The following is a 22,892-nucleotide window of genomic DNA, read 5'->3' as shown; positions in this document are numbered from 1 at the left end:
TACTACCTACCCGGGTAGTATTGTGGTGTCTTTTGATTGATATCAAGCTAAAGTTACAAATAAATCTATATTTTAAATGTAAAGCATCAAGGTGAGCTGTAATAAAAAAGCCAGCAACGAATTAACGATACTGGCTCTATAATGATTTAGCTGTTAGCTGTTAGCTGTTAGCTGTGTCTATGGCAATTTACTTAAATCACGTACTGCACCTTTATCGGCAGAGGTTGCCATGGTTGCGTAGACTTTTAACGCGGCTGTTAGTGGGCGGATACGGTTAACTGGTTTCCAGCCAAACACATCTTGTTTAACGCGACGTTCTGCTAATACTTCATCAGATACTTTTAGGTTCATTTCACGTGTTGGAATATTGATATCGATAATGTCGCCATTTTCGATTAAACCAATCACACCACCGGCAGCTGCTTCTGGTGACGCATGACCGATAGAAAGTCCTGAAGTACCACCTGAGAAACGACCATCTGTTACTAAAGCACAAGCTTTGCCTAGTCCCATCGATTTTAGGTATGACGTTGGGTAAAGCATCTCTTGCATACCCGGGCCACCTTTTGGTCCTTCGTAACGAATAACCACCACTTCACCTGCAACTACTTTACCGCCTAAGATAGCTTCTACTGCATCATCTTGGCTTTCAAATACGTTTGCAGGGCCGGTAAATGTTAGGTTATCGTCATCAACACCCGCTGTTTTAACCACAGCGCCATCAATAGCCATATTACCAAACAATACTGCTAAACCACCTTCGGTGCTAAATGCGTTGTCAATCGAACGAATACAACCATCTACACGGTCATTATCAACGGTGTCCCAGCGACAAGACTGGCTAAATGCTTGTGTGGTACGGATACCAGCAGGGCCGGCACGGTAAAAATCGATAATCGCTTGGTCTTTAGTTTGCATAATGTCGTATTTAGCCAACTGTTCTTTCATGGTTGGACTAAGAATTGTTGGAATTTCGTTATTTAATAAGCCTGCACGATCTAATTCACCCAGAATCGCCATGACACCACCGGCGCGATGCACATCTTCCATATGATATTTAGGCGTAGATGGGGCTACTTTACAAAGCTGTGGAATACGACGAGACATCTCATCCATATCGGCCACAGTAAAGTCCATCTCTGCTTCCTGTGCACAGGCTAATAAATGCAAGATAGTGTTGGTTGAACCGCCCATAGCGATATCTAGTGCCATTACATTTTCAAAAGCTTCTCGACAGGCAATTGAACGTGGTAATACCGAGTAGTCATCTTGTTCGTAGTGACGACGAGTGATATCAACGATACGGCGACCCGCTTCTAAGAATAGGTTCTCACGATCAGAGTGAGTTGCTAACATTGAACCGTTACCTGGTAGTGATAAACCTAATGCTTCTGTTAAACAGTTCATTGAGTTTGCGGTGAACATACCAGAACAAGAGCCACAAGTCGGACAAGCGCTACGCTCAACTTTTTTAACATCTTCATCTGAAACGTCTTTGTCTGCACCCATAACCATTGCATCAACTAAGTCTAGTTTGATGATTTGATCTGAAAGTTTAGTTTTACCCGCTTCCATTGGACCACCAGAAACCATGATCACTGGAATGTTTAAGCGTAATGCCGCCATTAACATTCCCGGTGTGATTTTGTCACAGTTAGAGATACATACGATAGCGTCAGCACAGTGAGCGTTTACCATATATTCAATTGAGTCGGCAATCAGGTCACGTGAAGGTAAGCTGTATAACATGCCAGAGTGGCCCATTGCGATACCGTCATCAATCGCAATAGTATTAAATTCTTTTGCGATACCGCCTGCTTTTTCAACTTCACGTGCAACCAATTGACCCATGTCTTTAAGATGAACGTGGCCTGGTACAAATTGAGTGAAAGAGTTAGCGATAGCGATGATTGGTTTACCGAAATCATCATCTTTAACACCTGTTGCGCGCCATAGGGCACGAGCACCAGCCATATTACGGCCATGAGTTGAGGTTTTTGAACGATACTGTGGCATATAAATTCCTTTATTTGAATGTAACGGCTCAGGAGAAAGTCACGTTGGACACTCTTTAATATCGCACTAAATAACAATTAATTTATTTGCGCGATCATCATTGTGTGTATGTTGCACCGATAGACTAGATTAGGACATTCGGCGCGTTTCTGAATCAAAATCTGTTATCTGATTTAATCAGATAACAGGGTGTTGCACAAGTTATGCACTGGCTTTAATCATCGACTCTTGGCTTAATGTCGCCACTTTAGTGATGCCAAATATTTTTTCCAGTTGTTTGGTTAGTAAACTTATTTCACGCTCACTGTAAACGGTGAGGGTAAGGTGCAGTGTTTGCTCGTTTTCAGAGGTCTCTGCATGTAAATTTTGAACACTAAAACCGCGGTGACGGACAACACGTAATAGGCGCTCTAACATTTCTGGGCTGTTATGGCCTTGAATAATTAATAACGATTTCATTGTAAACTCTCCATCATTTTATCGTTGGCTGCACCCGGTGGTACTAATGGCCACACATTTTCCTCTTCAGAGATTGAAACGTGTAATAGGTAAGGGCCTTGGCTATCAAGCATTCTGCTTAAGGCATCTTGCAATTGTGACTTAACCACAATGGTTTCGCCGGGAATATCAAAGGCACTGGCGAGAGTGACAAAGTCAGGGTTGTCGGTGAGAATAGTTTCACTGTAACGACCATCAAAGAAGAGTTTTTGCCACTGGCGCACCATGCCTAAACGTTGATTGTCGATGAGTAAAATTTTCACCGGTAGTTTTTTGCGTTTAATGGTGCCAAGCTCTTGCACATTCATCATAAATGAACCGTCGCCAGAAACGGCAATCACGGTATCATCAGGGCGAGCAACTTGTGCGCCGACGGCTGCCGGAATACCAAAACCCATTGTGCCTAAGCCTGAGCTTGAAATATGGTTTTCTGGGCGATCCACAAACATATGCTGCGCAACCCACATCTGATGTTGACCAACATCGGTGCAGATAACCGTATCGCGCGGTTGCATCTCTGCTAATTGGCGTAACATTGCAGGTGCGTAGATCGCTTCGCCGGGATGATCGTAACGATTCGCAAAATCGACTTTCATTTTTAGGATCTGTTTTTGCCATTCACTGATTTTTGTTTCAATTTCTAACAGTGGTAATATCTGTTTAATATCTTCATTCATGGCGAGTTCAACAGCCCGTAGTTTGTCGACTTCGGCTGCATCGATATCAAGATGAATCACTTTGGCATTCTGCGCGAACTCATCTAATTTTCCTGTCACACGATCATCAAAGCGGGCACCAATTGCGAGCAATAAATCACACTCTTGAATCGCTAAATTAGACGCTTTGCTTCCATGCATGCCGACCATGCCCATAAAGTAAGTTGAGCTATGTTCAATGGCACCAATGCCTTTAAGGGTGCAAACACTGGGGATTTTTGTTTTTTTAATGAATTGACGCAAAACAGGCACTGCCTTTGCCATGCCCACGCCTCCACCGACATAGATAAGTGGTTTCTTGGCAGTGCTTATCATCTCAAGCGCTTTATTAATCGATAATTGATTGACGCTATCAATGCTGGGTGTTGCATGAATTGGCGCGTAATTAACTGCATCGCCTAATTGGATATCTTTGGGAATATCAATTAAAACAGGGCCTGGGCGACCTGATAGTGCCAGTTCAAAGGCTTGCTCAATAATAGGGCCAAGCTGTTCAGCACTTTGCACCATGAAGCTATGCTTGGTACAGGCAAGAGATAGACCAAGTACATCAATCTCTTGAAAAGCATCTGTACCGATCAGATTGCTCGCTACTTGCCCTGTAATGGCGACAACAGGAATCGAATCCATCATTGCATCAGCAAGTCCGGTGATAAGGTTAGTTGCACCTGGTCCAGAGGTTGCAATACAGACACCAACATTGCCTGTAGAACGTGCATAGCCAATGGCTGCCATTACCGCGCCTTGCTCATGACGACACAACAAGTGATCAACACCGCCATCATAAAGCGCATCATATAGGGGCATAATAGCCCCTCCCGGATAACCAAACACTTGACTGATATTATGTTGTTTCAATGCTTGAACAACAAAGTTAGCGCCATTCATTATTTTCTTCCTGAATTTACTGAAGTCCTTGGCGATTGAATGTTTCTCAATGGCTATCTTCATTTAAAAAGTGCGTCTTTATAGCAAAAATGACAGTAATTTTCAATTACTGTCACATTTTTGAGCAATAAATTGACAACAAGGTTGATGAAGTAAATTATTTGTAACTACCTATACTCAATTAGTATTGTTTTCAGATTGCTGTTTCCGCATCACTAATGAGTAGGGGTTTTACATGGCATTAGCTTCGCTTTATTGTCGCGCACTGTCTGGTGTCGATGCGCCAGAGGTACTGGTAGAGGTACACTTAAGTACTGGATTGCCCTGTTTTTCGTTAGTGGGGTTACCAGAAACCTCGGTCAAAGAGGCTAAAGAGCGAGTGCGGAGTGCGATAACCAACAGTAACTTTAAATTCCCTTTTAATAAAAAAATTACTGTGAATCTCGCTCCCGCTAATTTGGCTAAAGAGGGGGGACGTTTTGATTTAGCGATAGCTATTGCCATTCTTATTGCATCTGAGCAACTCTCTGAGTCTAAAATTAAACAGTTGGAATGTTTTGCTGAGTTAACCCTTGCAGGCGACTTGCGTCCTGTAGATGGTGTCATTCCCTGTGTTTTAGCTGCTAAAGCTGCACAACGTAGTGTTATTGTTTGCCCAGAAAATCAACATGAAACGGCGCTGACTGGTGTTACTTCCTATGTCGCTAATAGCTTGACCGATGTGTGTGCGTTTTTACAAGGCGTTAAAGAATTACCAAATGCGCAGGCACAGCCCCAAGTGGGGGAGAAAGTATTGCCTGATATGGGCGATGTGTTAGGGCAAGAGCAGGCTAAGCGCGTTTTGGAGATAGCGGCAGCTGGGGGACATAACACGCTTTTGATTGGTCCGCCGGGTACCGGTAAAAGCATGCTAGCAGAGCGTTTTATGGGGCTATTACCTCTTCTATGTGAAGCGCATGCCTTACAAACGGCCGCTATTTATTCCGTGTGCGGTAAGCAGCGTGATGATTGGTTCCAACCTCCCTATCGAAGCCCACATCACTCTGCGTCTTCTGTTGCATTGGTTGGTGGCGGGGGAAAACCTAAACCTGGGGAGATATCTCTGTCGCACCGTGGTGTACTTTTTTTGGATGAATTACCGGAATTCCCACGCACGGTACTCGATAGCTTGCGACAGCCTTTAGAGACTCATGACGTGACGATTTCACGCGCCGCTAATCAAGTGACCTTTCCGGCGCATTTTCAATTAATAGGCGCGATGAACCCGAGCCCTTGTGGGCATATCAGTGGCGAGTTGCGACGTAGCACGCCAGATCAAGTATTACGCTATTTAGGGCGTTTATCTGGCCCCTTTTTAGATCGCTTTTCATTGTCGATTATGGTGCCTCTTTTGCCTAAGGGGATGCTTGCATCATCACAGGTTGGTGCTAAGCATCAGGGAGAAAGTAGCGCACAAATAAAGCAACGTGTGCTGAGTGCCCGAACACGTCAACTTCAGCGCCAAGCGAAATTGAATCATTACCTATCAACACAAGAGATTAGCGCGCATTGTCAGCTCAGTGAGCAAGATGCGGTTTTCCTCGAGGAGGCGATTAATAAAATGGGGCTCTCTATTCGTGCGTGGCATAGCTTGTTAAAAGTCGCGAGAACTATTGCTGATTTAGCAGAAAGTGATAGGGTTGAAAAAGCACATTTATTAGAATCACTCAATTACCGCGCCATGGATAGGTTATTAAAAAGTGTTTCTTAACAGGATTTTAAATCAAGGAATAATTATGTATACACCATTCGCGGTTGGGTTTTTAGTCGTATTGCTCAGTGCATGCAACCCCTTTTCCGGAGATGGAAAGGCGAACTCTAACAATCAATTTATGATGAAAAAAAATAAGCTTTATTTTGATGGGCATGAGTTAACCGAGTGGAAAAATAAAGCTATTCCTCATTGTGAGCAATGTTCCTTTAATCTTTACACCAAAAAAATGTTACCCGGCGCGATGCTATTTCGGCAGGTTAATAATCCGCGCGGTGACTTACTTTTTTTAAGTGCGAGTAATATTCGTTATGGCTTTGCGTTACAGGCTGGTGGGGACTCTCATTCAGTACGTATTAACAAGAAAGAGGGAGAAATGATGATGGTGGTTGATTCAACGATCACACATGCGCTCATCAAAGATATGCCGGTTACAATTCGCTTAGGGCAAGATAGTTTTAATGTTGTTTTAAAAAAAATAGACAGTAAAAAAGAAGCCATCGATCTTGTGATTTGGCGCGAGATGAGTAATTCAAGTTGAAGTGTAATGTAAGCTTAGTTTGCTCTGCCCCTCATTTAAAACTCTAAATATAGGTAAATAGTTCACTATTTTTAGTATCTTTATTTCACTTATGTTGTTTTATTGTTAAATTGCACCTGTAGCTTTTCTTTATTATAAGTGGTGCAAGTCGATGATTGATAATGTTTTATTATATGTAGAGTTAGATGGTCAATTATGGATGATCATGGCGGATGGAAGTTGGCAAGCGGTCTCCGATATTAGTCAGGTTAATGCTGATTTGCCTTTGCTTAATAATCTTGAACAAATTATTGAGCAGCAAAACTCTGGAGAAGTCGTTTTTAGCTACAACAATCAAACCTATGTAATTGATCCACAAGCACTACAATTTGGCATCACCCCCAGCTTCAACCCTGAAAATAATCGTACAGAAACCAATGTGGCTTACTCAACAGGCAGTGGCCTAGGCGTCACTACTCGTTTACACATTGATAGTAATGAAGTGCTCGCTGATGCAGGATATCAAACGCGTGATACGGCATATGATGATGATCCAGTAATAGAACCTCCAAGCAGTGAATTAGTGGGCAAGTTAGATAATGATGCACAGATTAGTGTTGTTATCGAGTCCGGTCGTGATGCGATCATCAATCAATTTGAAGTCCCCTTAACGCCTATTTATGGCAGCACCCTTAACATTGACAACGATCGTCAGGTTAATATCGATGTTACCGATAGTGCAGGTAAAACGATCTCCTTTTACGCTTTTGTCAAAGATAATAGTTGGTCATTGGGGGAAGTTGATCTCTCTTCACTCGCGCAGGGGGAAGTAAGGGTTAATGCATACGTAGCAGATGAGTACGGTAATCGAGTTGATGCACTTACTGATAGTTTTATCGATACATTGGCTGAGGTGGATGTTCACTTTGAAAGTGAAGCTGATGATAACGTGATTAATATTTTTCAAGTTGCTAATGAAGGCCTTGCTGGAACGGTTCAAAACGTTGAAGATGGGCAAGCGATTAACGTCATAGTGACTGATGTTAATGGTTATAGTGAAACGTTTACCAGTACTGTGATTTCGGGACAATGGGCTATTGATAATAATGATCTTAGCGCTTTTGCAGAAGGCACATTAAGCGCACTTGTTACGGTGAAAGATATCGCTGGTAATATAGCGACTGATCAAATATCTATTGTAAAAGACACCGTTGCCAGCATTACACTAACGCTCGAAACTGGTGACGATGGTTGGTTAAATGCTGATGAGATCCTTAATGCTTCACTAAAAGGAACAGTGAATGGCGTTGAAGACGGGCAGATAGTGACCATCATCGCGACCGATAGCGATGGTAATATTAGAACAGTTCGCACACCGATTGTTGGTGGCGTTTATAGTGTCTCGGGTTTGGATCTATCGGGCATTGCTGACGGTAGCTTGAATGTGTTGGCGACGGTAAGCGATAAAGCTGGAAATCCTGCTACGAGTGCGAATACGATACAAGTTGATACTAATGCACGTATTGTTACTCATATTGCCACTCATGGTGATAATTTAATTAATGCTGCTGAAGTGACTGCTACACGCATTTGGGGTTTTACCATTCAGGTTGATGATGGTGAGCCAATCACCCTTACGGTAACGGATGTTAACGGCAAAAGCTTAGTATTTAGTACCACTAATGTGAATAGTTTATATAGCATCACAGAAGATCTCTCCGCATTAGCAGAAGGCAAATTAACGGTTACCGCATCGGTCACAGATAATGTCGGTAATACCGCGACAGCTAGCGATGATGCAATCAAAGATACCATTGCAACAATTAGCATAAACATTGGTGAAGGTGGGGATGGTTGGTTAAATGCGGCGGAAATAACCGAGGTAACGCTAACCGGTAACACCACTGGTGTGGAAGATGGTCAAACAGTTACCGTCATTTTAACTGACAGTGTTGGCAATAGTGAGCAAGTTAACGCGATCGTGAATAATGGTAAATTTATTATTGCCGATGTCGATCTTAGCCATTTTGTTGATGGTGATTTATCCGCAAGCGCTAACGTTAGTGATATCGCAGGGAACCCTGCAACGGCGACAGACACTGCATTAATTGATACTTTAGCGAGCCTTTCATTAAATATAAATACTAATGGTGATGGTGTCCTGAATGCTACCGAAGTAGCAACTAGTCAACTATCTGGGCATACCAGCGATGTAAATGATGGCGCAATGGTGACTATTGTCGTCACCGACAGTGCTGGAAAATTTCTTACCTTTACAGCGACAGTCAATAATAATCAATATTCTGTTGTTGCTGATTTAAGTTCTCTTGATGAAGGGGAGCTGATAGGAACAGCAACCGTTACTGATGAACGAGGTAATGTCGCTAACGCCAATGCAAATGCACAAAAAGATACCCTGGCTGATATCACGCTAACCATTGAAAGCGGTGGCGATGGTGTTTTAAATCAAAGTGAAATTAGTAATGTGTCAGCATCAGGCTCGGTAACGAATATTGAAGATGGTAATCAAGTGACCATTATTGCCACCGATAGCGCAGGTAATACCGGCACCATCACCGCAGTAATAGTTGGTGGGCAATATGCTTTTACGGGTCTTGATTTAAGCCATTTTGTTGATGGCGATTTTACTGTCGTTGCAACGATTAGCGATAATGCTGGCAATCCCGCGAGCACACAGACTAGTGTACAAATTGATACCCTTGCAACCATTACCGTGGTCATTGAAAGTGGTGGTGATGATCTATTAAATGCCAATGAAGTCCCTGCGACAACACTACATGGCACCACCAACGGCGTTGAAAATGGTGCAACAGTAACCGTCAGTGTAACTGATCCTCTTGGTAAAACGGCTATTTTTACTGCCGTTGTGAATAATAATAGCTATCAAATTAGCGCGGCTGATCTCTCCGCTTTGAGTGATGGTGATCTGCAGGTTAACGCCTTTGTCACCGACCAACATGGTAATAAAGCCAGCGCTAACACTAGCACAGTAAAAGATACGTTAGCCTCAATTACGATCGATGTAGAAACAGGTAATGATAATACGCTTAATGCGACTGAAGTTGTTACGACAACCATCTTAGGCACTAGCGCCAATATAGAAGATGGGCAAACAGTCTCAGTGTTAGTAACTGATGGTATTAACACGTTGACTTTCACTGCCACTATTAACGCTAATAGTTGGTCTATCGCGGGTGTTGATTTAAGTACATTAAATGAAGGGGCACTGAGCTTTACCGCTACCAGTCAAGATATTGCAGGAAATGGCGCCACAGATAATAGCGCGGTAAATAAAGATACTTTAGCCAGTGTCACAATAACGACAGAGCAAGAAAGCTCTGATTCTCTCTTAAATAGTAGCGAAAGTGACAATGAAAACTTGCGCGGTAGTGTGACAAATATTGAAAATGGCCAGTTTGTGACAGTGACTGTGACCGATACATTAAATAATGTGCTTACCTTCAATACCCAAGTCGTTGCTGGTATTTGGCTTGTCCCTAAAAGCGAATTAACAAGTTTGGTAGATGGTGAGTTAATTGCACAGGTGACTGCGATAGATAAAGCGGGTAACAGTAGTACTGCACAAACTTCGATTATAAAAGATACCAGCGCTGCTATTAATGTCATCATCGAAAGTGGCAACGATCAATTTATCAATAGTGCAGAAGTAAGTGCAGTGCATATTCATGGCACTGTGACCGATGTTGAAGATGGTCAAACTGTGTCACTAATTATTACTGATATTAATGGTAACCGCCTTTCACTCACCCCAACCGCAGTTGTAATTGGTGGCCTTTGGTCTGTTGATAATATCGATTTAAGCATGCTGGATGACGGTCCTTTTAATGTGGATGTCTCTGTGAGTGATATTGCTGGAAATATCGCAGTATCAAGTGCCACTGCCGTTAAAGATGTACTGGCTGAAACATCAATAACTATTGATGATCAGGGCGATGGTTATCTTAATAAATTAGAGCTGAGTAATGTCGTTTTTTCAGGCTCCGTTACGCATATTGAAGATGGCCAAAGCGTGACTATCGTTCTAACGGATAGCCAAGGTAGCACCGAGACGCTTTCCGCTATTGTGACCAATGGACGCTGGGAAGTAACCGGTGTGGATTTAAGCCCAACGGGCAGTGATTTTGCTGAGGGGATACTTGAGGCTCAAGTGACTGTGCAGGATGTTGCAGGCAACACTGCTAGTGCTTCTGATGATATCGTTATCGATACCCTAGCTCAGCTTTCTGTGGGGATCTTTAGCGCCGGAGATAATACCCTCAATGCTTCAGAAGTTGATGCTGTGCGTGTATTTGGCCATGTAAATGATGTTGAAGATGGGCGAGTTGTTAGCTTTACCATCACCGATGGTGTCAATACATCTGCGGTTTACACAGCCACTGTTACTGGTAGCGTTTGGTCGGTAGCGAATATCGATTTTAGTGGTTTTAATGAAGGTACTATCACAGTCAATGCCACGGTCAGTGACATTGCTGGTAACGTTTTTAATGCTAATAGCACCGTGCTAAAAGATACTTTGGCCGGCATTACCATCGATATAAAAACCGACAGCGATACGGTTGATCAAGTGATCAACCGCCCTGAAAGTAAACAAACAGAGATTAGTGGCAGTGTCGTAAATGTTGAAGATGGTCAGCTAGTCACCGTCGTTGTGGTAGATGGGGCTGGCAACAGTTTAACATTTACTACGACGGTAAATGCTGGGATATGGACATTACCCGCAGTTGATCTAAGCAGCTTAGTGGATGGTACGAACAATATTAGTGCGACAGCAACGGTGAGCGATATTGCAGGAAATAGCGTACAAGCGGTAGATAGTACTTCAAAAGATACCCTCGCAACGTTGACCGTTACTATTGATTCTGGCAACGATAATTATTTAAACAGCGCTGAAATCACATCGGGTAGTCGAATTTTTGGTGATGCAACGGGGATTGAAGAGGGCAAGCAGGTATCACTCACTATTAGTGACCAATCGGGTAATACCGTTCTTACCACTGCAGTTATTGCGGGGGGGCAATTTGAAGCGCTTAATGTCGACTTAAGTGGCCTGGAAGATGGATTACTTGAAGTAGATGCACAGGCTTATGATACCGCTGGTAATGTTGCGAACGCGATTGATAATGTCGAAAAAGATACTGATGTGACCATCGATATCGATACTGACAGTAATAACGGCTTTACAAATTACCCTGGCTACAACACTTATGATTTCATGACTGGTGCACATACCACACTTGGCGGTACGACTAATGCAGAAGTTGGACAAGTGGTGACGCTCACAGTGAGTGATGGCACCAATAGCGTTAGTTTTACAGCAGCAGTGGACAATAGTGGACGATGGCTAGTTGAAAATATCGATATCAGTCCACTTGATAACAGCCTGACTTGGCAGATGCAGGTTGATGTGGATGATATTGCTGGAAATCATGCCTCCGATGCGATGCCAACCCTCAACTTAGCAGATGAAATGATCTTGGATGAACAAGCATTAAATCGTACTTCTGCCTCTGCATCAACATTGTTAGATATTCATAGCGATAATACAGTTCTCTCTTTTACCGATAATCAACCTCAATTAGCTGCAATCACTTCCGAGGGGCAATCAGTGACTGCGACGTTATCTAGCGATGGTTTATCAATTGAAGTAAGGCGAGATGAAGATGGTCGCTTAGTTTTAAATGCCACCATTGACCCTGTAAGTAGCAGTGCATCGGTAACAATTTTCGAAGCGGTGGATCATTCGTTAGGCAGTGATAGCTTAGTGACTGAACTATTTATTAAAGCGTTGCAAACAGATGATGATGGTACAACTGAACGTTCTGTAATGCCGATTGTATTTACGATTAATGATTCCATTCCCAATGCGGTTAATGATACTTATACACTGACAGAGGCGCAGACAGCGACTGGGAACTTATTAAGTAATGATACTGCGATCGATGGTGATCCGGTCGTTAATAATGTCACTTTTAATGGTGTGACATGGCCTATAACAGCGGGTAATGATGCCGTTATTGATACAGGAAAAGGCATTTTAAGTGTTGCCTATGACGGTAGTTGGCGCTTCGTTGCCAGTAACAATTTAGACAATACCGTATTACAACAAATCAGTTTTGATTATCAAATCATCGATTATGATGGCGATACGAGCGATGCTAATGTGGTTTTTGATATTGTTGATGGCCACTCTGGGATCATGAGTAATCAGAGTATGGCGCACCGTGAAAGTACGGTCGCACAACAAACTGACCATCAAAAAGTGTTTATTATCAATGCGGGCTCGGATGATTTAGTGGCCAGTAGCATTGTCTTTCTCAGTAGTACTATTGATGCCTTAAATAACTTAAGTTTACAAAGTAATGGCGAAACTATTACTTACAGCTTGAATGTACAAGAAAATATCATTACTGCTATGACAGTTAATGGGGCTGTCTTTAGTATTTCATTAAATGCAGTCAGCCAAGGTGCTGATTTAAAAGCGACTGCTACCTTCACACAAAACCAACCAATTGATCATACAAGTAGCGATAAAGTGTTTCTAGCATTGGGTATTACGGCCTTTGATATCGATGGAACAGAGATAACCTATGGGGTCTTAAATTGGGCGGTTAATGATGGCGATAATGCGATTATAACCAATGATAGCGAAGCCACGCTAGATGAAGCTGATCTAACGCTTGGTGCAGTCATTGGACAAGGCAGTTTTAGTGTAAATCCTGGCAGTGATGAAACTGTATCAGTGGCTTTTGATATTAGTAAGCAGCCTTCTTTGACTGCCGGTGGGTTGAGTATCCTTTATAAAGTTGATGTAAACAGCAAGCTGATCGCTTATACGGATAATCCTGAAGAAACCGTGTTTACGGTTGAAATTATTGGCTCTCTAGAAACACAAACGATGAGCGACTTAGATTACCAAGTGACACTCTTTAAAGCTATTGATCAGCTTTCAAATAATGGTCAACACGTAGATATATTGAATATTCCTATTGTGGTCAGTGTGACCGATGGCGATAACGATATCAGCGATCAAAACCTGCTTATTAATATCAGCGATAGTGGTGCACCTATTGTCGCGGGGGGGGCTTTACATGTCAGTGAACAGCCACTTGCGCCTACAACGCCAAATTCATTTAATAATACTGATACGACCTTGGTTAATATTAGTGCAGATCTCGATCCTATCGTGGATGTTAAACTTGATGTTTCTAATAACGGTGTTGTTCTGTTAAGTGATGGCTCAACGTTAATGAGAAATGGCGAATCTGTATTATGGCAAGAAAGTAGTGATGGCAATTATAAAGGAGTATTAGCGAATGGAACCATCATTTTTGAGCTGACATTATCTGAAAATATCAATATTAGTGCAGGCACAAGTGCTGATGTGGCATTGACCTTTACCTTAATCGAGAGTGTTGATCATGATAAAGTCATGCATGATAACAACCTTGATATTACCCTCCCGCTTGTGGTGATAGACTCTGATCAAAGCCAAATTATTCATGATATTAATTTAAGTATTGATGATGGTAAAAAGCCATCACTGTTCGTTAGCGATAACTTAAATGTTGATGAAAACGTACTTCTGACAGAGCACGATAAAGACAGCATTCAATATCAGCTTGATCAAGGTAGTGACGATATTGTTGCCGTAGAACCTTTATTAGCGGGGCAACTGATCCCTAACTTATTCAGTGCCGGTCAATCGGTGACATTAGCAAGCAGTGCAAATAGCGATGGCTGGTGGATAGCGAGTACCAATAGCAGTGATGTATTAAAAGTACGCTTTAATCTCAATGGTACGATCGATTTAAGGTTGCTTGATGTCGTTGATCATCCTGCTGATGGTGCAGATACATTAACCTTATCGTTAGCAATTCAAGCGCTGGATAGTGATGGTGATGTGAGCCGGTTGATTAATAATCTAGTCGATATAAATATCGTTGATGATGTCCCTGAAGTGGTTAACACGTTAATGATTTTAGAAGAAGGTGAAACGACACAGCTTAATCTATTAGGCAGTCAAGCGATCACCGGTGCTGATGGCGCTTCAGTCACGGCGGTCAACGTTGATAGCATCGATTACCTCCCTGGGAACTGGATAACATTAGCGACTAGTGGTGGTACGGTCTATGGACGCATTCTTATTAATGCGGATGGTACTGGAACGCTAGAAACTTACAGCAATGTTTATCACCCTGGTTTTGGGATTTTAGACAATGTTAACTATACCGTCACGGATGGTGATGGTGATAGTGTAGTCAGCCGGTTACTGATGGATATAGCTGATGAAGAGGGGGAAGTGACGATCACCAATACCACTACCTTAGAAGACAATAGTTTAGCGTTAAACTTAACTGTCTCGGTAGGCGATCTCGATAATAATGAACAGCTTTTACAAGTCGTGTTTACGGCTACTAGCCTGCAAGGCGGGAGCTTGACCCTTAACGGTAACCCTTTAGCAACCAATGTGGATGGGGATTATATTCTTACTACGAGTGATTTTACTGTCGGTGTTAATGGTTTGTATACCCCGACCTTTCCACTGTTATACCACCCTTTACTAAACAGTTCAGATCAAACACAAACGGTAACGCTGGAGGTAACTGCGCAAATTAGTAAAGATGGCAGTGCCGATATAGTGACGCCGAATAGCATCCCCTTAACGATTACCTCGGTGGCTGACACGCCAACCTGGGATGATGCAAATTCTGATTATCAATATACCTTACTCGAAGATGGTGGCGCGCAACCTGTTGCTTTAAATGCAGATCTTTTCGATGTAGATGGCTCTGAAACTCTAACTTATCAAATAGGGAGCATTGAAGCGGGACTGACATTGACGATACTCGGCTCAAAAGTAAATAGTGGTGATGTATTAACGCAGGTGCAACTTACGCAATTAAAAGCCACACCGGATGCTAACTTTGCAGGTGTTTTAACGTTTACCGTAACCCCGATTGCCACTGAAAGTGAAAATAACGATAGTGCGCAAGGTATTGAGAAAACCATTAGTTTTAATGTCCAACCTATTGCTGATACCCCTGAACTTGCGGTTGTGAACGCGAAAGGGCTAGAAGATGAAGTTGTGTTGTTAAACAGCGTATTGAATGGGAACCTAACTGATACGGATGGCAGTGAAACACTTTCTTATATTATTACAGTTGCCACCGATTGGAGCGTCGTAGCTGTTGCTGGATCTACTGCTGTGGTCACAGATTTAGGTGGTGGACGTTTTCAGGTTGAAGGTGCTGATGTTGAATCTGGAGAGGTTGGGTTATTACCCGCACCTCATGTGAGTTCGGAAACGGGAAGCTTTACGTTCACTGTGCAAGCGCTATCAACAGAGTCAACGCAAGAGGGAATTGCGCCTAGTGTAGAGACAGCATTGTCTGCAGAAAAAACCTTTGAGGTGTTTTTAAAAGGGGTTGTGGATACACCAACGGTGACACCTGGTGCAGGCTGGGACTTTGATAGCAATACACAAATTATTCGTAACGATAGCGCATTAGAAGATTCACTGGTTTCCTTAGCGATAGGCATTACCACAGCCGATAAAGACGGATCTGAAAATATTAATCTGCTGATCTCCAATCTACCAAATGGTGTCAGTATCACTAACAGCTCTGGCGATGCGGTTGATCTAGCGATTGTTGATTTTGTTAATGGTCAGCCGGTTTATCAAGTCACGTTGGCTGAGTTACAAAATTTATATATTAAGCCGGTTACCGATTTTAGCGGTTTGATTGAGTTTGATATTAAAGCGGTCATCACAGAGTCTGATGGCGATGCAAAACCAGATGGGGGGAGTGACGATAACCTTTATCAGCTTAAAGTTGAAATAGACTTACAACCAGTGATTGATAACAGTGCAACCAACGTTAACATTAGCGCTTCTGGCACAGAAGACTTATTAGTCCCATTAAAACTACTTCCTACGACAAATGAAGACTCAGATGGTAGTGAAACCGTCACTGCTTTTTCCATTACCGCTCTTGCGCCTGGGATGAAACTTTATTTTGATGGTGTTGAGATTGGACAGTTGCCGGTTGATTTAGCTGACTATATTGATGCGACTAGCCCTAGCTTAAGTGAATTAATGGACAGTGGACGGTTCAGCGTTAAAGCGCCTATCGATGCAAGTGGTAGCTTTAATGTTGCTATTAGTTATGAAGTGACCGACACCTCTGACAGTGGTGCGCAAGTGAGCGCTTCATATAATGATAATTTGCTGATTAATGTCAACGCTGAAGTCGAAGATCTACTTTCACCCGATAATGATGTTACCGAAGATATTACCCGCTTGGAGTCGAGTAAAGATGTCCAGGTAAGCAATGGCAATCCCATTTCATTAGCTGGGGTAGTTACTTTTTACGATCAAGATAACGACGGATCTGAAACGATTGATTACCTTATTATTACTGTGCCTAAAGGGGATAACTGGTTAGTTACCCATCCAAATGGTGCTATTCACGATGGTCAAGGACATTGGTTAATTCCGGCTGATGGACTCACTGCTGCTAATATTCAAGAGGTTGGTGCTGAGGTATTAGCAGGTGCCACTATTTATAGTAGTGAGTCTTCATTATTACCGGTATCAATCACGGTTGGTGCGCGAGTTTTAGATGGTAATGATGAGCTCATGATCAATACAAACTTATTTGTTCATTTTACCGCGGATGGCAGTAACAGTGTCGCCAGTGACATACAAACACTCGCTTCGGCACCCATTACTGCTGACGAAGATAATAATATAGATATCGGTAGCCAGACACTAAACAGCGTAAATGGCGATGCGAATGACCTACTGAGTTTTGTCATATTAGCGTCAGACTTGCCACAAGGAGGGACGATAACCGGTAGTGATGTGATTGCCGTGTATGACAGCTCTGGCAAAGTATTAATTGAGTACTTATTTACCCAAGCATCACTTGATAATCTGCAACTAGTTGGCATTGATGCACACTTTGCAGGCACCTTTGAGGTGCCAATCACCGCGATTGCAACTGATGGAGAGAGTGGTGATACACGTATTGAAGTACAGCAATTACAGTTTGAGATAGCCCCCGTTGTTGATGAGCTGGCATTAGAGGCTGGTAACGCACAAATTTTAGAAGATACCTATACAGTATTGGATTTACAAACCCTATTTGCCGATTCGAATATAGCTGGAGAGGGCATTGAATCGATTACTTCATTGTTATTAACATTGCCCGATGGCGGCTTTTTACGTGCCCCGGTTGGTGTATTAACTGATAACAATGATGGCACTTGGACGGTAAACGATTTAACCCGTATTGATAAAATATTATACAAAGGGCCGCTTAATTACTCTGGCGATATTAATATTGGATATACAGCGCAAGTTGTTGATACCGCTACTGGTTATAGCGGAGCGATGACCGATACGGGATCAGTCTCTGGCAGCTTTTCCATTGAAGTTTTACCGGTCACTGATGCCGTTAATATTAGCGCAAATAGTAGCCGAGGTGATGAAGATACGTTTATCGACTTAACCGGATTAGCAGTGAGCTTTATTGATGATGATGGCTCGGAAACGATGTCGATTGAGATAAGTGGTGTACCAACGGGGGCTGTTTTGGTGTGGAATGGCGGTACTATTTTACCCAATAATGGGATAGATGGTGGCTCCTTCAATGGTCAAGCAACCTATAAATGGAGCATTACGGCGAATCAATTTGCAACGCTTGCAATGAAGCCGCCACTAGACTTTAGTGGTGATATTCCAATGAAAGTGACTGTTATCGGCTATGAAAAAGGCACTAGTGATTATGTGACTACAGAGGGATATTTTGTATTAGAAGTCCTGCCGATTGGCGATGTCGCTCAGGTGTTTAGTGTCCCGGAAGCGTTAACTGGATCTGAAGGGCAAATTACTCACTTTAATATGCGTGGTGAAAGTAGCGAAACAAACAGTAATGAAACCTTACGTTTAGGCGTGAGAATACAGGATGAAGAACATATTGTTGGCCTTGACCGTATTCGTGTTGATGGGCAAGAAGCAACCTTTGTATTAATTGGCAATATGTACGTTGCCACACTAGAAGTAAATGCCTCTGAGTTTGATGGTTTTGAGCTACTTTCTGGGCCAGATACCTTTGGTTTACTTGATTTAGAAATAGGTTTGTCAACTATCGATAGAGCAATCGTTGGCGGTGTAGAGGAAGTAGATATCGGTCCTGAAGTCACCTTTGATAGCACACTGGATCTAGCCCCTGTGGTTGATATTCCTGATTTAACACTTAATGCTGACTCAATATTTGCTGTACTTGGAAGCAACGCACCATTAGCGCTTGAGTTAAGTTTAGTTAATCCTGCGCTAACAGAAAAAGGTCATGTTGAAATCACTGGTGTACCAGCGGGGGTAAGTATCAGCCATGCGACCGAAGATGGTGGTGTATGGACGATTGCACAAGCTGATTTAGCAAATGCGATGCTAACAGCTCTAAACAGCGTGCAAAACTTTGATCTTACTATTGTACCTGTCGGAGAATTGGCGGGAGATAAAGCATCGGGGGTTGGGCAAACGTTAGCGGTTAATGTGCTCGCGGATAGTACGACTAACGTAGGTAATAACGATAACAATGTTATTGTTTCAGGGGCCGGAGATAATGAAATGAGTGGTGGCAACGGTGATGATCAGTTTGCCTTTAATGATAATGGACAGAGTAGCCCCGTAACTGACCGAATTAGCGATTTTACGGTTGGCAGCGATAGCCTCAATTTAACCGATCTATTAAAGCAGGTGAGTGCAAGCTCGGGAGCTCAACTCGATGCGGTGATGGATCTCACTGAAAGCGGCACTGATACGACCCTTGCTGTAAAACTCGATGGTAGTAATGTGGTACAGAATATCGTGTTAGAAAATACCAGTATAAATGATCTCTATGGTGGTGCTTCTGGTTTTGACGAAACCGCTATTTTAACCAAGTTACTTGATGATCAAACCCTGATCACTGGACAGGGTTAATGAATAACGATACTAATTTAGCTGCGGTGCTTTTTTTAGCAAAGCAGTTTGCTAAACGTTGCCATAAAACCAAACTGCTTTCTGGTTTGCCACTCGAAAATGGCAGAATTGAGAATCACCTGTTACCCCGTGTTTTAGCTAATGCAGGTTTACTCTGTGATGAGATCAACAGTAAGCAGTTTTGTGCGGATAACCTGCCCATTTTGCTTTTAATTGACGGGCAAACTGCAGTGATCACCGCATTGGAAAAACAGCAGGCAACGGTACACTTTTTTTCTGCTGATAATGAGTCGACACAATCGATAATGCCACTTGCTTCATTACAGGATAACTCAAAACAGGCATGGCGAATTAGTGTCGATAATGTCGTTGATAGCCGTGCCGAGGAATTTCAACCGAGTCATCAGACGCATTGGTTCAAACAAGCCTTAAAACAGGTAAGTCCTTGGTATCGAGATCTGTTTATTGCTTCTTTTTTGATTAACCTGCTCGCTGTCGTGATCCCACTGTTTACCATGAATGTATATGATCGTGTTGTGCCTAATGCTGCCTTTGATTCTTTATGGGTATTGGCAACAGGCGCATTCATTGCGGTGCTTTTTGATTGGATACTAAAACAATCACGCGCTCATTTAACGCACATGGCAGGGCGTCAGGTTGATCTGTCTCTATCATCACAGCTGTTTGCTAAAACGCTGGGCATGAAATTAAGTCAACGACCGCAGTCGATTGGCGCATTTAGTAAACAGATTCAAGAGTTTGATAGTGTGCGTGAATTTTTAACCTCAGCCACGATTGTGACTTTAGTAGACCTTCCTTTTACGTTGCTCTTTCTAGGGTTAATGGCGTGGTTAGGCGGTTTCATGGTTTATATTCCGATTGCGGTGATGTTACTGATTATTGTCGTGAGTTTAGTGGTGCAACCAAAAATAAAAAATGCCTTAGAAGAAACGGGCAAGTTATCTACGCAACGCCAAGCGATATTAATTGAGAACCTAAATACCTTAGTTGAAATAAAGCAGATCAACGGTGAAGGTGCCGCTCAACGACGTTGGGAACAAACCGTGGCAGCTCTTGCTGACTGGAACATCAATGCGAAAAACATCTCCAATGTGGTTAGCCATTTGGTAACTAGTAGTCAACAACTGGTCACTATCGGTTTAATTATTACCGGGGTTTACCAAATTAGTGCGGGTAATTTAAGCATGGGCGGACTAATTGCGATGGTGATGTTGAGTGGGCGAAGTGCGGGGGCAATTAATCAGGTCTCAGGGTTATTACTGCGGTATCAGCAAGCACGCTCGTCAATTCAAGGCTTAGAAAGTGTGATGGTACTTGAGCAAGAAAATAGCGATAGTCAAATTGTTGAAAACCAAAGCTTTAAGGGAGATATAAAACTCGATGGGGTTAATTTTAGCTATCCTGATCAAGAGATGCAGGTGCTTATCGACATCAACTTGCATATAAAACCTGGTGAACGCGTCGCGATTGTTGGTGCAGCCGGTGCTGGTAAATCCTCTTTATTAGCATTGCTTGCTAATCAACTATCTCCTATTTCGGGCGCGCTGAATTACGACAATATCGACAGCAAACTATGGCCTGCGAGTGTTATTCGAGAACATACAGGGTGGGTATCGCAACAGCCGAATCTCTTTTTTGGATCTGTATTAGAAAATATTTGTGCAGGTAATACCGATATTCAACAGGATAAACTATCACAAGTGCTTCAGCATTCAGGTGTCGCGCGTCTAGCGAGTCGTTTTAGCGCAGGTTTAGAAAGCCCTGTCGGCGAGTCTGGCCGTTATCTTTCTGGCGGGCAACGACAAGCGGTTGCTTTAGCGCGTGCTTTGTTACGTGATGTAAATCTTTTGCTACTTGATGAGCCAAGTAGTGCAATGGATCAGCAGACTGAAAATGATGTTATTGAGGGGCTAAAACAGCTACCTAAAGAGGTGGGATATATCATGGTTAGTCATAAACCTTCGATGATTGCTTTATGCTCGCGTATTATTGTCATGGATAAGGGGCGTATTATTAGTGACGGCCCACGAGAGACTATTTTACCCACAGCGCAAAAAACACCACAAACTATAAACCGATCACGTATTAAGTCGGTTAACGTCACACGGAGAGAATCATGAGTACCTCTCTATTTTGGCAACAGCAGGTAAAAGCGCGTCGCTCAAGGCGTGTTGTTTGGATCAGTGTTGCTTTGCTCTGCACCGTAATTTTTTGGGCGCATTGGGCGGAACTTGATGAAGTTATTATTGGTGAAGGACGGGTTGTACCTGCGAGTGCAGTTCAACAAATTCAAAGCTTGGAAGGCGGCATATTGACGGAATTACATGTTCGCTCTGGCGACCTTGTTGAGAAAGGGCAATTGCTTGCAACGCTTGATAATACTTACTCTAAAGCAGCTTGGCAGGAGGGGGTACAACAAAGCGATGCGTTAAAGATGTTGATTGTGCGCTCACAAGCCGAATTACAAAGTATTCAAATTGATGCTGACCATAAAGATTGGCGAGAGCGTGTAAAAATTATTGATGTCGAAGTTGATAGTGGTGCTTTTTCTGAAAAACGTGCGCAAACTATTATTGAAAATTATCATGAAAGGCTGAGTCAGTTACGCTCTTTATTAACTTTGGAAAAGCAAGAGATAGAGCAAGCTATTCAAGCATTTAATGAAGCTAAAAGTCGTTCTCGCACTTTATCTGAGAGCGTTAAGTTATCGCAACAGGAGATACGTTTAACGGAGATAAGTGTTCAAAAAGGGGCTGTTTCAGAAATTGAGTTGTTGCAGTTAAAGCGTGAACAGATTCGTATGCAGGGTGAGCTAAGCAGTTCCCGCTTAAATGAAAAACGCTTGCAGGCCGCCTATCAAGGGGCGATCACTGATACGGTTAACTTAGCCCGTGACTTTCGCGCTAAAATTCGTACTCAGCTTACTGATGCACGCAACCAGTTAGCACAACTCAATGAGAGTCAGCCTGCCTTAGCGGATCGTTTGCAACGTGCCGCGCTTTATTCCCCGTTACAGGGGCGAGTTAAAGATATTGCACGGCGTACCCTTGGTGGTGTTATCAAGCCGGGAGAGTCGATCATGGAGGTTGTGCCTGACAGCGAAAAAATGATTATTGAAACACGTATTCAACCCAAAGATATCGCTTATTTATCAATGGGCTTAGAAGCAATGGTGAAATTTACCGCCTATGATTTCGTTATCTATGGTGGAGAAAAAGGGGTAGTTACCTATATAAGTGCAGATGCCCTGCAAGATGAGGAGGGGGGAACCTACTACCAAGTCAACATTGAGACACAGCAAACTCAAACTAGTTTTGAAATCATCCCTGGCATGCAAGCCAGTGTTGATATTAAAACCGGTAAAAAATCGGTTTTAAACTACTGGTTAAAACCTCTCTTGCGTGCGCGTGCTAATGCGTTGAGAGAACCATAAATATGAAACAAGGAAAAGTA

Annotated in this window: 8 protein-coding genes; 5 read left to right on the top strand and 3 right to left on the bottom strand. The window is 42.7% G+C overall.

Annotation, left to right across the window (positions count from 1 at the left end; translation table 11 throughout):
* Positions 1–177: 177 nt before the first annotated feature.
* The 3 genes from ilvD to ilvG form a co-directional block, all read right to left on the bottom strand.
* Complete coding sequence (gene ilvD / locus CW745_RS11530) at positions 178–2,016, bottom strand: dihydroxy-acid dehydratase (protein WP_101108834.1); 1,839 nt, start codon at positions 2,014–2,016, stop codon at positions 178–180.
* A 201-nt stretch (positions 2,017–2,217) separates the two neighbouring features.
* Positions 2,218–2,475, bottom strand: a complete 258-nt coding sequence (gene ilvM, locus CW745_RS11525) for an acetolactate synthase 2 small subunit (protein ID WP_101108833.1) — start codon at positions 2,473–2,475, stop codon at positions 2,218–2,220.
* Positions 2,472–4,118 carry an acetolactate synthase 2 catalytic subunit gene (gene ilvG, locus CW745_RS11520; protein ID WP_101108832.1) on the bottom strand — a complete coding sequence of 549 codons (1,647 nt, stop codon included), beginning with the start codon at positions 4,116–4,118 and terminating at the stop codon, positions 2,472–2,474. The genes ilvM and ilvG overlap by 4 nt, the downstream gene beginning before the upstream one ends.
* A 235-nt stretch (positions 4,119–4,353) precedes the next feature.
* Between ilvG and CW745_RS11515 the strand changes: the two genes are divergently transcribed.
* The 5 genes from CW745_RS11515 to CW745_RS11495 all read left to right on the top strand — a co-directional run bounded on the left by CW745_RS11515 (position 4,354) and on the right by CW745_RS11495 (position 22,872).
* Complete coding sequence (locus CW745_RS11515; protein WP_101108831.1) at positions 4,354–5,868, top strand: YifB family Mg chelatase-like AAA ATPase; 1,515 nt, start codon at positions 4,354–4,356, stop codon at positions 5,866–5,868.
* A gap of 25 nt (positions 5,869–5,893) precedes the next feature.
* On the top strand, positions 5,894–6,409 hold the full coding sequence (locus CW745_RS11510) for a hypothetical protein (protein WP_101108830.1): 516 nt from the start codon (positions 5,894–5,896) through the stop codon (positions 6,407–6,409).
* 151 nt (positions 6,410–6,560) lie between these two features.
* Positions 6,561–19,418 carry a hypothetical protein gene (locus CW745_RS11505; RefSeq protein WP_101108829.1) on the top strand — a complete coding sequence of 4,286 codons (12,858 nt, stop codon included), beginning with the start codon at positions 6,561–6,563 and terminating at the stop codon, positions 19,416–19,418.
* The gene (locus CW745_RS11500) at positions 19,418–21,559 is read left to right on the top strand and encodes a type I secretion system permease/ATPase (protein WP_101108828.1); all 2,142 of its coding nucleotides are present in this window, start codon (positions 19,418–19,420) and stop codon (positions 21,557–21,559) included. Before CW745_RS11505 ends, CW745_RS11500 begins: the two co-directional genes overlap by 1 nt.
* Positions 21,556–22,872 (top strand): HlyD family type I secretion periplasmic adaptor subunit, encoded by a 1,317-nt coding sequence (locus CW745_RS11495; protein WP_101108827.1) that lies wholly within the window; start codon positions 21,556–21,558, stop codon positions 22,870–22,872. Before CW745_RS11500 ends, CW745_RS11495 begins: the two co-directional genes overlap by 4 nt.
* The last annotated feature ends 20 nt before the right edge of the window (positions 22,873–22,892 follow it).

The sequence above is a fragment of the Psychromonas sp. psych-6C06 genome, from assembly GCF_002835465.1.
Classification (GTDB): domain Bacteria; phylum Pseudomonadota; class Gammaproteobacteria; order Enterobacterales; family Psychromonadaceae; genus Psychromonas.
This window is presented reverse-complemented; position numbering and strand designations above follow the sequence as displayed.